General features: G+C 43.9%; 12 protein-coding genes. 10 read left to right on the plus strand and 2 right to left on the minus strand.

Annotated features, from left to right (window positions below; genetic code table 11):
* The first annotated feature begins 104 nt into the window (after nt 1-104).
* From CLV57_RS13000 to CLV57_RS13020, 5 genes are all read left to right on the plus strand, one after another.
* On the plus strand, nt 105-713 hold the full coding sequence (locus CLV57_RS13000; RefSeq protein ID WP_100341824.1) for a hypothetical protein: 609 nt from the start codon (nt 105-107) through the stop codon (nt 711-713).
* Between the two features lie 95 nt (nt 714-808).
* Nucleotides 809-1549: an ImuA family protein gene (locus CLV57_RS13005; RefSeq protein WP_100341825.1), complete on the plus strand. Its 741-nt coding sequence runs from the start codon at nt 809-811 to the stop codon at nt 1547-1549.
* Nucleotides 1550-1555: 6 nt separating this feature from the next.
* On the plus strand, nt 1556-3055 hold the full coding sequence (locus CLV57_RS13010) for a Y-family DNA polymerase (protein WP_100341826.1): 1500 nt from the start codon (nt 1556-1558) through the stop codon (nt 3053-3055).
* Between the two features lie 6 nt (nt 3056-3061).
* Complete coding sequence (locus tag CLV57_RS13015) at nt 3062-6292, plus strand: error-prone DNA polymerase (RefSeq protein ID WP_100341827.1); 3231 nt, start codon at nt 3062-3064, stop codon at nt 6290-6292.
* A gap of 96 nt (nt 6293-6388) precedes the next feature.
* Nucleotides 6389-6829, plus strand: a complete 441-nt coding sequence (locus CLV57_RS13020; protein ID WP_100341828.1) for an SRPBCC family protein — start codon at nt 6389-6391, stop codon at nt 6827-6829.
* A gap of 39 nt (nt 6830-6868) precedes the next feature.
* On the opposite strand, the gene CLV57_RS13025 is transcribed toward CLV57_RS13020, so the two are convergent.
* Nucleotides 6869-7360 (minus strand): hypothetical protein, encoded by a 492-nt coding sequence (locus CLV57_RS13025; RefSeq protein WP_100341829.1) that lies wholly within the window; start codon nt 7358-7360, stop codon nt 6869-6871.
* Between the two features lie 94 nt (nt 7361-7454).
* Between CLV57_RS13025 and CLV57_RS13030 the strand changes: the two genes are divergently transcribed.
* The 4 genes from CLV57_RS13030 to CLV57_RS13045 all read left to right on the plus strand — a co-directional run bounded on the left by CLV57_RS13030 (nt 7455) and on the right by CLV57_RS13045 (nt 10815).
* Entirely contained in the window at nt 7455-7817 is a 363-nt protein-coding gene (locus tag CLV57_RS13030) for a hypothetical protein (RefSeq protein WP_100341830.1), read from the plus strand.
* A gap of 84 nt (nt 7818-7901) precedes the next feature.
* Nucleotides 7902-9635, plus strand: coding sequence for an FAD/NAD(P)-binding protein (locus tag CLV57_RS13035; protein WP_245857055.1), 1734 nt, complete (start codon nt 7902-7904; stop codon nt 9633-9635).
* A 9-nt stretch (nt 9636-9644) separates the two neighbouring features.
* Entirely contained in the window at nt 9645-10220 is a 576-nt protein-coding gene (locus CLV57_RS13040) for a DUF1543 domain-containing protein (RefSeq protein ID WP_100341831.1), read from the plus strand.
* 67 nt (nt 10221-10287) lie between these two features.
* Nucleotides 10288-10815, plus strand: a complete 528-nt coding sequence (locus CLV57_RS13045; RefSeq protein ID WP_100341832.1) for a hypothetical protein — start codon at nt 10288-10290, stop codon at nt 10813-10815.
* Between the two features lie 126 nt (nt 10816-10941).
* Here CLV57_RS13045 and CLV57_RS13050 read toward each other — a convergent pair whose 3' ends face one another.
* Nucleotides 10942-12570, minus strand: a complete 1629-nt coding sequence (locus CLV57_RS13050) for an ArnT family glycosyltransferase (protein ID WP_157799155.1) — start codon at nt 12568-12570, stop codon at nt 10942-10944.
* 367 nt (nt 12571-12937) lie between these two features.
* Here CLV57_RS13050 and htpG point away from each other — a divergent pair, with 367 nt between their 5' ends.
* A complete protein-coding gene (gene htpG / locus CLV57_RS13055; RefSeq protein WP_100341834.1) occupies nt 12938-14821 on the plus strand; it encodes a molecular chaperone HtpG in 1884 nt (627 codons plus the stop codon).
* Nucleotides 14822-14872 lie beyond the last annotated feature (51 nt).

The following is a 14872-nucleotide window of genomic DNA, read 5'->3' on the forward strand; positions in this document are numbered from 1 at the left end:
AAGGATAAAATTACGGGTATTAAGCTATAACACCGACAAATTTTAATGTAATTTGTTTGTATATTAGCTTACCATGCAAAAAACAATGGGTATTTTAGATCATAATGCTAAATAAACTTTGGAACAGACTGTTCTCTAAAACCGATAAAGCTTCCGAAGGCGTTTTTATAATTGCTCAATTGAATGACAAAATAATGCCGATTGATCGTGGAGAAGTTTATGAGGACCCATTAGACGAGCTTTTAAAACTTAAAGGTTATGGAGAGATTAGTGGTGGCGGTACTTTATTGGAGTTGAACAATGAGGTTTCGTACTGTGATGTTGAAATCAATTTAAATGTGGAGCCTTCTCCGGAAATCATTCATGAAATAGTAACAAAATTAGAATTATTAGGTGCACCTAAAGGCTCCAAACTAATTATTGAAAGCACAGGTCAAACCATTCCTTTTGGAAAGTTAGAGGGACTGGCTATTTATCTTGACGGTATAAATTTGTCTGACGAGGTTTATGCTAATTTAGACCTTGAAGCAATTGATACAAAACTCAAAGAGTTAACAAGCAACAAAAGCGAAGTTGTAAGGTATTGGCAGGGTAATACCGAAACAGCTTTGTATTTTTACAATGCATCCTTTTCACAGATGAAAGAAGCAATAGCTGAATTTGTTGATACCGATCCGGAATGTGAAAATGCGCGAATAGTGCAGATAGCGTAATGGCTAAACTATTCTAATTCCGATTTATTTTTCAACATTGCAACTTAAAATACTAATATTTTTAGCAATTTTACATCGTTAAAAGTTTAGTTTTTATGCCTTTGCTTAAAAATGCCGTCATCAGCCGCTTGCAAAAAGATATTTTGCAGTGGGAAGGCTACAGGCCACCCGAGGCCGGTAAGCATACCCCTATGGGTTTGGGCGTAATTGAGCAATCTTTCCCCAACAATATTTTCCCTACCGGTACGGTGCATGAGGTGCTTTGTGCCAATACCGAGCAGGCCACCGCAGGCAGCGCCTTTATAAGCGCCTTACTGGCTAAGCTGATGCAGCAGGGCGGCGTTTGTTTGTGGATAGGCCTTTCGGGTAATATCAATCCATCGGCGCTGAAAGCTTTTGGGGTGGATGCCGACAGGATCATTTTCATCAACGTACTTAATGATCAGGATGTGCTTTGGGCAACTGAAGAAGCCCTTAAATGCCCCGGACTGGTGATGACCATTGCCGAGGTGCGTGACCTTAACTTTAAACAGTCGCGTCGCTTGCAGCTGGCGGTTGAACAGAGTCGGGTTACAGGTTTTATTTTGCGGAATCAAGCAGAAAAATTAACGCCTACTGCCTGCGCTGCCCGCTGGCAAATATCACCATTACCAAGCACGCCAGAAGATGGCCTTCCGGGACTGGGCTTCCCGCGCTGGCGGGTAGAATTACTAAAAGTGCGTAACGGGCAGCCTGGTTGTTGGGAAATGGAATGGGCCAACGGTAAATTTAATGTGGTTGAACAAACAAGAGTTGAACAAAAGCCTGCTGAATACAGGCAGTTAATGGCGGGGTGACGGCTTATGCAAAAACGTTATATGTCTATATGGTTCAGGCATTTATTGACCGACTGGCTAACACTACGCCGACCGGAATTGAAGGATGTAGCCTTTGTGGTAGCCACTCCTATACGTAACCGTATAATTGTAACCGCGGCCAACAAAGCAGCCGAAGATGAAGGCGTTTACGCAGGCATGGCCGCTGCTGATGCCAAGGCCATTGCACCCTGTTTGCAGGTTTTAGACAATATGCCCGGCAGGCAGGAAAAGTTATTGCGTAAACTGGCACTTTGGTGCATACGCTATACCCCACTGGTAGCCATTGACCCGCCAGATGGATTGTTACTGGATATTACAGGCTGTACTCACCTTTGGGATGATGAGCGGGGCTATTTAAAAGAGTTGGTTTTAAAACTGCGCAACAACGGCTATGATGCACGCGCTGCCATAGCCGATTCCATGGGCGCTGCATGGGCAGTTGCCCGCTTCGGCAGGGTTAAGCCTATTATTACGCCGCAGGCGCAGGCGGCAGCCATAGCACAGCTCTCCCCTGCCGCCTTACGTTTGGAACAACCTGTTTTAGAGCAACTGCAAAAATTAGGTTTCCGCACCATTGGTAGTTTTATGAACCTGCCTGGCAGGGAGTTGCGTAAGCGTTTTGGCGATGATCTTTTAACCCGGCTTACACAGGCATTAGGACTTAAATCTGAGCTTTTTACACCTGTTGTTCCTCCTGTACCGTATGTGGAACGCCTGCCCTGCCTTGAACCTATAAAAACAGCAACAGGTATTGAAATAGCTATACAGCAGTTGTTGGAGCAACTATGTACCCGACTTGCATCTGAAGGTAAAGGACTACGCAAAGCTATGCTGAAATGCTACCGCATTGATGGCAAGCAGGTCCAGGTTAGCATCAGCACAACGCGTGGCTCGCACAGTGTATCGCATCTGCAAAAGTTATTTGGGTTACAAATTGATAAAATTGAGCCGGATTTGGGCATTGAGCTGTTTGTGATGGAGGTATCCCGAGTGGAAGAAATGAATGTAAAACAGGAAAACATCTGGATAAACCAACCCGACCTGAAAGATACCACCCTTGCCGAACTGTTAGATAAAATTGGCGGCAAACTGGGCGCGCATCGCATTCATCGTTACCTGCCTGCCGAGCACTACTGGCCCGAGCGATCAGTTAAAGAAGCGCAGACCTTGCAGGATGCGCCATCAACGTGCTGGCGTGCCGACAGACCACGCCCGCTGCGCATGTTGCGACAACCGGAGGATATTGCAGTAATGTCTAAGGAACCCGATTATCCGCCAAAACAATTTATTTACAAGGGAAAAAAACACGTAATAGCTAAAGCAGACGGCCCCGAACGTATTGAGCGCGAGTGGTGGCTGGAGCAAGGAGAGCATAGGGATTATTATGCGGTAGAAGATGTGGAAGGCAGGCGGTATTGGGTATTCCGGTCAGGGCACTATGATGGGGATGATGGTAAGTGGTTTATTCATGGATTTTTTGCTTAATGATGTATGCAATACGCAGAACTACAAATAACCAGCAACTTTTCGTTCCTACGAGGCGGCTCGCATCCGGATGAATTAGTTGAGCGGGCCATAGAGTTAGGCTATAGCCACATTGCTATAACCGATAGAAATACTATGGCTGGTGTGGTGCGTGCGCACATGGCGCTAAAAAAAGCCAAAGTATTGAATAAAACTATCTACCTAAAATTTATTCCGGCCTGCAGGTTAGACCTGATAGATGGCCCAAGCTTGTTGGCCTACCCTACCAATATTAAAGCCTGGAGCGGTTTATGCGGAGTGCTATCGCGCGGTAATCTGCGTACCGAAAAGGGTAAATGCGAATTGTATAAACAAGATGTTTTTGATAACGCCGAAGGCATCCTGTTTATCTTGATCCCACCTGCGCAGCTTAATGGTTTTTTTGATTTTGATGATGATTTTAAGGCTAGTGTCTCCGAATACAAAAAAAATCTTGGCAATCAGCTTTATATAGCCGCCAATTGCACTTATAATGGCGATGATGCCAAGCGATTTTACCGTTTAAAGCAAACCGGCATACCCATGGTGACTACTGGTAACATCTATTATCACACTTTTGAACGGCGCGAGCTGCAGGATATTGAAACCTGCGTGCGCGAGAAATGCACCATACATAACGCAGGTTATAAGCTGCATGCCAATGCAGAACGTTACCTCAAACCAATTAACGAGTTGGAACGCCTTTTTAGGGAATACCCGGATGCATTGGAACGCACTCAGGAAATTGCCAATGCCTGCAAGTTCTCATTAGAAGAATTAAAATACCTGGAACCTGAATGGATTAGTCCGGATGGGCGTACGGCCGATGAGCATTTGGCAGAGCATACCTGGAAAGGCGCAAAAAAAATGTTTGGGGATGATATAAAGCCCGAAACAATTGAGCAGATCAATTTTGAACTGGCTTTTTTTGCAGGTCGAAAACTCGCCCCTTATTTTTTAAGAGTTTTTGAATACACCCAAAAAGCTGATGAGTTAGGCATATTACATCAGGGCCGTGGTTCGGCAGCTAATTGTACAGTTTGCTTTTGTTTAGGAATAACACCGGTAAATCCACAAAAACAAAATCTTTTGTTTTCCCGATTTATGTCTGAAGCACGCGAGGAATGGCCAGATGTTGATTGCGATTTTGAGCATGAACGCCGGGAGGAGATCATCCAATGGATATATGAAACTTATGGTCGCGAGTATGCAGGTATTGTAGCCACAGTAACACAACAAAGGCACAAAGGCGCATTGCGGGATGTGGGCAAAGCCATGGGCTTGTCTGAAGATACCATTAAGCGTTTGGGAGGAGCAATATGGAGCTTTACAGACGAGGCATTTGACAGAGAAAGGATTATTAGTCAGGGTTTGAATCCGGATGACCCGTTGTTAATGAAAACTTTAGAGCTTACCATGCAGATGTACCTTTTTCCCCGACAGTTAGGGCAGCATACGGGTGGTTTTGTTATAATGCGATGCAAACTGTCTGACCTTTGCCCTGTACTGAATGCCCGTATGGAGAACCGCACCCAGTTGGAATGGAACAAAGATGATCTGGAAGATTTGGGCATTTTAAAGGTTGATGTTTTGGCTTTGGGTATGCTTACCTGTATTCGCAAAGCATTTGACTTAACCCAACTGCACTATAACCTGCCGCTAACTTTAGAGAGCGTACCTCAGGATGATCCGAAAGTTTATGATATGATCTGCAAGGCTGATACATTAGGCGTTTTTCAAATAGAAAGCCGGGCGCAAATGTCTATGCTTCCGCGTTTAAAGCCTAAGGAATTTTATGATCTGGTAATTGAAGTAGCCATTGTTCGTCCCGGACCTATTCAGGGCGACATGGTTCACCCCTATTTGCGGCGAAGAGATGGTATAGACCCCATTGTTTTCCCATCAAAAGAGTTAAAAGATGTATTGGGGCGTACCAAAGGTGTACCGCTTTTTCAGGAACAAGCAATGGAAATTGCCATTGTAGCAGCTGATTTTACACATGCCGAAGCCGACCAGTTACGCCGGAGTATGGCCACTTTTAAAGCCAAGGGCCAGGTAAGCGCATTCAGAGATAAATTGGTGGCCGGCATGGTCAAAAAAGGTTACGAAAAAGAATTTTCGGAACGTATTTTTAAACAGCTGGAAGGTTTTGGGAGCTATGGTTTTCCTGAGAGCCATGCGGCAGCATTCGCGCATCTGGTATACATATCCTGCTGGTTAAAGTATCATTACCCCGATGTTTTTTGTGTGGCCTTGCTGAACAGTCAGCCAATGGGCTTTTATCAACCTGCCGAAATTGTTGATGATGCAAGGGCACACGGTGTTACGGTTCGTCCGGTTGATATCAATCATTCTTACTGGGATAATATCCTGGAAGAAAAAGACGGTAAGTATTGCGCCGTGAGGTTAGGATTCCGGCAGGTAAAAGGATTAAAAGAAACCGACATGAACTTGCTTGTTAAGCAACGCGGGAATGGCTATACGGATATTATTGCCCTTAGCGATGCAGGCATACCTAAAGCGGCTATTGAACGGCTTACTGATGCGGATGCATTCCGCTCCATCGGGCTTGATCGCAGGCAGGCTTTGTGGGAAGTGCCTGCTATTGATACAAAGCCTGTAGGCTTATTTGCAGGTAAAAAAGAGACCGACAGCGCGCAGTTAAGCATGGACTTGCCCGTCATGAAACCCGCTGAACATGTGGTGCATGATTTTGAGTTTACCGGTCTTTCGCTAAAGGCTCACCCTGTTAGTTTTATCAGGCGGGAACTGGATGCACTGTACATCACCCCAACAGGAAAACTAAAAGAAATGAAAAACGGCGACCCGGTGAAAGTAGCTGGTCTCATTACCATACGCCAGCGGCCCGGCACCGCTAAAGGGGTATTATTTGTTACTATTAAAGACGAAACCGGCTTTGCCAACCTGGTGATATGGGAAAAGATATTTGAAAAATACCGCAAAGAAATACTACAGGCCAAGCTATTTATGGTTGAAGGTAATTTGCAAATTGAAGGCGATGTGATACACGTGGTAAGCACCCGCTGCTTCAACCTCAACAAAATGCTGCATAACCTAACCGCTGTTAATGATGATGATTTTCCTTTCCTGCCATCGCGGGGTGATGAAGTTACTTCACCTTTTCCTTATGATGCAAGGCAAATACCCAAAGAAAAGATACCTACGGAGGTGTTCCATAAGGGGCGGAATTTTCATTAAGGTTAATCTGTCCCATCCTACCCCTCAAATTGTCTTTTTTGCCCAACATATTGTTTTGTAGTCAATTGTAACTTGCGATAACAAAAATCTACAATTATGGAAACACTGCACTTTAAAATTCTGATCAACGCGACACGCGAAAAGGTTTGGAAAACAACACTTGATGATGCCACCTACCGTGAGTGGACCTCGGCATTTATGCCGGGCTCATATGCTGTAACAGATTGGCAAAAAGGAAGCAAAACCTTATTTCTGGGTCCGGATGGTTCGGGCATGGTATCTCGCATTGCCGAGAACATTCCTAATGAATTTTTATCAATAGAACACTTGGGCGAAATAAAAGACGGTGTGGAAGACACAACCAGCGAAAAGGTACAACAATGGAGCGGCGCCTTTGAAAATTACACACTTAAAGATGTTGACGGCCAAACCGAATTCTCGGTTGACTGCGATATGGCCGACGATTATGCAGACATGTTTAAAGATATATGGCCCAAAGCATTAGCTAAGTTAAAAGAAGTGGCAGAGCGTGAGTAATAAAAAAGCCGGTTAGCAAAACTAACCGGCTTCCTTCAATTACTTAGGTTCAATATCCCGCCTGTTCTCAAACTCATTGTCTAAGCCAAATCGTTCCCTGTCCCTTATATCAATAGGGCCTTCTTCGGCATTTTGATATTGGCCATCGTTATCTGCCGTACCTTCCTGGTGCATGTTATTACCGTCGGGCGTAAAGTTGCTGTTTTCCGGATGCTCTTCTGATGGTTCAGTACGTGCGAAATAAGCGTTAGAATAACCCGCGTTTTGCGATGGATTGTTTTTATCATCTCCCGATGGCGTTACATTACTTTTACCGAAACTATGGCCACCCATTGGTTGCCCTTCCCTAACCTCGTTCCTTTCGGCATCACCAAGGAAGCTTCTTGTCAGATCCTTTTCTGTAACCTCATCATCGCTATCAACTCTGTAAGCGTTGGCTGTAGCATTATTGATGTTATCCTGAACAGGGGTTTTATTTGTTTCTGCATTATCATCCCAATTTTGCAGAGACTCTTCGTCGTTATAATTCATATGTTTTTCAAATTGTAGGTTGCCTATGTATAGCAAATGTGCTGCCAATCATTGTCGGGGCAAACAAATACTTAATTTGTTCATTTACTTATGCATGATAACAGTAATTGGAATATTTGACGATAAGGCCCTTGCCGAGCAGGTAACAGAATACCTGATAGCCAACGAGTTTGACAACGAGAATGTAGATATACACGCTGATGAAGCTCAACCATCATCAACCGACCGTATAGCTGACTTCTTCAACCATGTTTACGATAATGGCGATGAGGCCGCGCACTATGCATCGCTCAGCAGAAACGGCACCATTGTTACCGTACATGCTGCCTCCACCCGCGAAGCCCAGGAAGCCGTTGATGCTTTCAACAACCATGGCGCTATTTCGGTAGATGCTAATGATACACGCAGCCTGCTGATTGAAAAAATAGTAGTTCCGGAATTGAGGCTACGTGGATAAAAACTGTCTGTTTGCATGAACAGGTATTTCCCGCAATAAACAAAGCGTAAGTTGCTTGGTTATATTGCTGCAAATACTTATCAATTGAAAACACAAAGCAGCAATTTAATAGCCATTATTGGCGGAGGTCCGGGCGGTTTGTTTATGTACAAACGCCTGGTAGAAACCGGCGCTCCCGGCCTGGAAGTTCACATTTACGAAAAGAACAATAACCTAGGTTGTGGCATGCCTTACAGCCAAGATGGCGCTGCCGACGAGCATATCACCAACGTATCCGGCAATGAGATACCTCAATTGGTCACCACCATACAGGAGTGGATAAAAACCGTACCTAAGGATACTTTAGACAAGTACAACATTGATCCTGAAAAATTTAATGAGTACAAAGTGCTACCCCGGCTGCTGTTTGGACAATATTTAAACGCGCAGTTTAAACTGTTACTCAAGCAGGCGCGTGAACATGGCATCAACACCAAAGTTTATTACAACACTACTGTACGCGATGTTGTTGACAAACCTGACCAAGATGAGGTTGTTGTAGTAACGGATAAAGGCGAAGAACGTTATGATCGCGTAGTAGTATGCAGCGGCCATATCTGGACCACAACCCACGAGGGTAAAGTTAAGGGGTGGTTTGATTCGCCGTATCCGCCGCAAAAAATTGCATTGCATGCTAACCACCCGGTTGCAGTAAGGGGCGCTTCCTTAACTGCAATTGATGCCATACGAACTTTGGCCAGGCACAATGGCCGCTTTGAAAAAGACGATAAAGGTATTCTGCACTTTTACGTTAACGAGGATAGTTCTGACTTTCGCATAGCTATGCATACGCGCAATGGTTTGCTGCCTGCGGTGCGCTTTCATCTGGAAGACAGCCATTTGGGTAAAGACACCGTATTGAGCGATGAAGAAGTTCTGGCTAACCGCGAACAGAACGATGGCTTTTTATCGCTGGATTATGTATTTGAAAAAAACTTTAAAGCCTACATCCGCAAAAACGATCCTGAGTTTTACCAAAAGATAGCCAACCTGAACATGGAAGGTTTTGTGGATCTGGTAATGACCTACCGCGAAAACCAGGACCCGTTCGATCTGCTTAAAGAAGAATATGTAGAGGCGCGCGAGTCCATTATCCGCAAGGAGTCTGTTTACTGGAAAGAGATGCTGGCCGTGTTGAGCTTCGCGATGAATTACCCGGCTAAGTATTTTTCGGCAGAAGATATGATCCGTCTGCAAAAAACACTGATGCCTTTAATATCCGTAGTAATAGCATTTGTACCGCAGAGCTCGGCAGAAACCTTAATGGCCCTGCATGATGCAGGCAGACTAAGTATGATAACTGTGGACCAGGACAGCGAGGTTATTCCGCATGAAGATGGCGGCGCTATATATAAATATGTAGATGAACAGGGCCGTAAACACCAAACGCATTATCAGCTTTTTGTGGATTGTATTGGTCAGCAACATTTGGCTTTCAATGATATCCCATTCAGAAGTTTGGTTGATAATCACACTGCCAGTCATGCTACTTTGCGTTTCCGCAACGCTAACGTTGGTGCCGAACTAATGAATGAAGGCGAAAAACCAGTGGTAAAAGGTGTTGATGGTGAGTACTATTTGATAGTGCCCGGCATGGCCATCAACGACCATTTTCAGCTATTGGATAAGTTTAACGCTTTGAACAACAGGATATACGTAATGGCTGTACCGCTAATAGGCGGCTACAACCCCGATTATTCCGGATTAGATTTTAGCGAAGCGGCATCAGCGGCTATTATTGAAGCCATGACTGGTAAACAATTAGCCGAAGCTTCCTAACTTAAGATTATGGCAGAACCAAAACTTTTTATGGTTTTATTAGGCTCAAAAGCAAAGCAACGCAATATTGAGCAGCACGATTTCTTTTTTGGCATTGCTTATAATTTGCAAGAGTTAATTCCCCGCATGCGCGATTTTTGGCCCGAAGCAGGCAGCAGCTTGCATATTGACGGATGGCGCGAGGTAAGGCATGTTGAGGGTTACAGCGTGAATATTATCCCTACATCGGCAAACCGACCAGACAATAACAAACGCCTGTTTTTTGTAAACCTTGGTGGTTATATAAGCGGACGTTTAGAAGAACAGCATTACACCCTACTTACCGTGCAAGACGACCGCAAATGGGCCGTTAAAGCAGCTACAGATACCGAGTTTTTTAAAACCAACACCATTAAAGCCGTTAAAAGTGCCGCCGCACATATTGACGAAAAGTACGGTATCGATGTAGATGAGATCTATCGCATTGAAGACCTGCTGAGTGACGACGATAAAACCAACTGGCATATACATCTTAAACCTGATATTGAAGGCCAGGCAGATAGCATACAGCTGGGTTATTTAAAGCTGGATAAAGTGCAGCTGTAAGCCAATTTTAAAATTCTTTACAACAAAAAAAGCTACCGGGGCGTTGATTATATAAGATTACTGAAATATGGATCAACTATCAAAAACGGTTTTATCAGGCGGTGCGGGCACCGTGGTAATGACTCTCGGCAGTGAATTAATGAGCAAGATCTGGGGCGAAAACTTTAGTGAGCCCAATCATCTGGAAACCATGATCAAACGCCTTGCGCCTATGTTATCCAAACAAGCTAAAGTAATAGCCGGTTGGGGTGCGCACTTCACCATGGGTTTCGTATTCGCTGCTATTTATGTTGAACTTTGGGAAAAGCATGAGATCAAACATAACATAACCAATGGCATCATACTCGGCATAGTAAGCGGTTTGATAGGCTTATTAATATGGAAAGGAACCTTTAAAGTACACCCACTACCACCGTGGTTAGATTATACCACTTTTTACCTGCAACGTATACCTGCACATGTGGTATTTGCTGTGGCAACTACCATAACTTACCGCTTGCTTAAAAAAACCGAAGAAGAAAAAGAAGTTAAACTTGTACCCGTTTGGAACAGCGGACAGGCAGGTACATTCAGGCGGGTTAGAGCGCTTGTATAAATAACGTCTGTCATGTTGAGCGACAGCGAAATATCTTATCCCACAACCTTACAAAGCGGATTTACCACAGGTCTGGGAAGCGCATAAGATATTTCGCTGTCGCTTAATATGACAAACCCTTCTGTGCTACTTCCCAAACGGCACCAACCCATTCAACTGCCTGTACAGCGGATAATCGGGCAACGGTGTTTTTGACTGGTGGAAATTTTTGCAATAGAAAACCTGCAAATGCTCTTCCACTACTCCCCCACGAATGATAGGGATATCGGGCAATTGTTCAATGCTATCAAAAAATGGGGTGGCGTCCTGGTAAATGGTTTCATCATAAGCGTTGGCCTCCCCTATCATTATAACGTCTTTACCTAACAAGGTATTGGGGTCAACTAAAAATGCCAGATTACGTGCATCGCGGTTAAAGCATACAATGGGCTTTTTACCTCTCAGCGCCCAATCTACCTTACCGGCCAGCCACCAGCGGGTACTTCCGGCAAAAATTTTATCGTTATTCAGCCAACCTTCTTTTTCAAAGCGGGTCATTATCTCATCAAAGTCAACACCCTGTATGGTAGGATCAACTTTGCCTCCACCTAAACTCGCTACCCATTTGGGACCATAATTCTGCCAAAAACCGGTAACCAAATGCAGGCCCAAAATAGTTATGGTAACAACCGTAAAATAAATAGAGAAGTTCAACCAGCGGCGTGTTAGTCGCCTTTTATACTCATCCGCGCCTGTTAATGCTTTATCAACAGCGAAGCCGAGGGGCATAAACAACATCATGTAACCCGGGGCCTGCCAATGGAAGTGATACTGCAGATCGGCCCAAAGGGTTAATACGGTAAAGAACACTATAGGTAACACAGCCATCCAAAAATTGAATCCATATTCCGCCTTGTGGCGCTCTCTCCAGCTTACAAATAGTTGCCTTACCGTTGGGAACCATATCCATGGCAGCAACCAGGCAGCCTGGCCTAAAATGCTCCGTAAAAACCAATCAATATGCCACTCAAAGGCCTTGTCTCGTGTGCCCGCGCGCGAGCCCTGCCACACAAACGATACCCAGTTATTATTGTAGTTCCACCATATTATGGGCGAAGCCATTAATATAGTTATTACAACAGCCAGATATGGGCCGGGGTGTGTTAGCCAATGGCGTTGGTCTTTACGCGTACTGACGTATAAAAACACACCGGCGAACATAAATAACACATGGTATTTGCTTAATGTGGCCAACCCAAGGCAAATACCGGTCATTATCCACAAGCGGTATATCTGGCCTTTATCTTTTTTCAGATCAAGTTGTGGCGAACCTATACCCAATATTTTGATGATGCACCAGGTTGCGGCCAGCCAAAAAAACATCAGCGGACCGTCGGGTTGGTACCAAACGGCAGTTGCAACTGTAAAAACGGCACTTAAATTTAACATCACCACTGCCCAAAAAGCCGATTTATTGTTAAACAACTTAGCAGCAATTAAGTATAACAGCCAGCTGGTACCTGCAAACAATAACACAGTTGGGAATCGTATGCCGAAATTATTAAGTCCAAAAAGTTTTATACTGAGGCCACCCAGCCAGAAAAACAGCGGCGGCTGGTCAAAGTAGCTCCAGTCAAAGCGTAATGCCCCTCTGAAATAATACGATTCACCATTACCCAAACCTGTATAAGCAGCTATCAGCAGACGTAAAAAAAAGGTAACTATAATCAGGACTACGGTAAAAGAGCGGGCATTAGCTTCCGTTAATTTTTTCATCAACAGCATAATATATTTGACGGTGCAAGGTCTTAATTTTTTTTAAGAAAACATTAATACAAATTAGCTGTGCTTATCGCTTCAACTACTCACCCCGACTACGCTTCGCTGGTCGACCCTCTCTACCGCAAGCGGTAAAGAGGGTTGTTGTGATTTGTGATAAATAATAAATTAAAAATATTCCACCCTCTTTACGCCAAAGGCGTAGAGAGGGTCGACCAGCGAAGCGTAGTCGGGGTGAGTCGTGCGGTGCTGGGTCAAACGTCAACCAATCTGACAATTTGACAACAAACACCCGTTTGGAACGACCATTGATAAGAAGCTTGCAGAAACTTAAACATTAACCGAAAGATTAATTTAAAATACTATGCAAGAAAAAGGAACGATCTCGATACACACCGAGAACATTTTCCCGATCATTAAGAAATTTTTATACTCAGATACTGAGATATTTTTACGCGAGCTGGTGTCAAACGCTGTTGATGCCACACAAAAAATAAAACGTCTGGCATCATTGGGCCAATACAACGGTGAACTGGGTGACCTTAAAGTGGAGGTGGCTTTTGATGAAGACGCAAAAACAATCACCATATCCGATCGCGGTATTGGTATGACCGCCGAGGAGATCAAAAAGTACATCAACCAGATAGCTTTTTCGGGCGCTACCGAGTTTATGGAGAAATTTAAAGAGGCTAAAGATGCAAATGAGATCATTGGTCGTTTTGGTTTAGGTTTCTATTCTGCCTTTATGGTGGCCGACAAGGTAGAGATCCAAACCCTTTCTTACCAGGAAGGCGCTGAGCCTGCTTATTGGGTTTGCGATGGCAGCACGGAGTTTGAAATTGGTAAAGGTATTTTAGAGGAACGTGGTACAGAGATCACCTTACATATCAATGCTGAATCTGAAGAGTTTTTAAAGAAGCACCGCCTTCAGGAAATATTGGATAAATATGCCCGCTTCCTGCCGGTGCCTATCAAATTTGGCACTAAAACCGAAAGCGTTGAAGATGGTGTTGATGAAGAAGGCAAACCAAAATATACTTCGGTAGAGGTTGATAACATTATTAACGACACCAACCCTATCTGGACAAAAGCGCCATCTGAACTGAAAGACGAGGATTATCTTGATTTCTACAAACAGTTATATCCTTTCAGTGAAGAACCACTATTCTGGATTCACCTGAATGTTGATTATCCTTTCAATTTAACAGGCGTACTGTACTTCCCGAAATTGAAGAACGATTTTGAGATGCAGCGCAACAAAATTAAGCTATTCTCTCGTCAGGTATTCATTACCGATGAGGTGAAAGACATCGTACCTGAGTTTTTAATGTTGCTGCACGGTGTTATCGATTCACCGGATATTCCGCTGAACGTATCACGCAGTTTCCTGCAAGCCGACAGCAACGTTAAAAAGATCAACAGTTACATCACAAAAAAGGTAGCTGATAAATTAGCTGAACTATTTAAAAACGACCGCAAAGCTTACGAAGAAAAATGGAGCGACATTGGCCTGTTTGTTAAATATGGCTTTATAAGCGACGACAAATTCTACGAAAAGGCAAAAGATTTTGTGTTACTAAGCAACACTAAAAAAGAAACTTTTACGCTTAACGAATACAAGGAAAAAGTAGCGCCTGAACAAACTGATAAAGATGAGCAACTGGTGTATTTATATACTAATGACGCCGCTAAACAGGATTCATTTATCCAATCTGCCAATAACAAAGGTTACGATGTGTTGTTAATGAACTCTCCTATTGACAATCACTTCATCAGTCATTTAGAGCAAAAGCTGGAAAAAACCCAATTAAAACGCGTTGACTCTGACGTTGCTGATAAACTGATCAAAAAAGACGATGCACCGGCCCATGTGTTGACAGAAGAGCAGTCAACCAAAGTGAAAACTGTTTTTGATAAAGCCATTGGCAAACCAACATACAAAGTTGAACTGGAAAGCTTAAGCCCTGATGAATTGCCGGTAACTGTTACCATGAACGAGTTTATGCGCCGCATGAAAGACATGGCAGCCATGGGCGGCGGCATGGGCTTTTATGGCAACATGCCTGACAACTATAATGTGGTAGTTAACGGTAACCATAAACTGATAACCCGCATAGCCCAGGAAGAAAGCGAAGAAGTACAGGCTGAATTGGCTAAACAGGCGTTTGACCTGGCTTTATTATCGCAAGGGCTACTAACCGGAGCCGAGCTGACCGAATTTGTGAAGCGCAGCGTTAACCTGATATAATTTTATTAAACTTTTTAGAGCGAAAGCTGTCCTATTAAAACAAGGACAGCT

Source organism: Mucilaginibacter auburnensis (assembly GCF_002797815.1).
GTDB lineage: Bacteria > Bacteroidota > Bacteroidia > Sphingobacteriales > Sphingobacteriaceae > Mucilaginibacter > Mucilaginibacter auburnensis.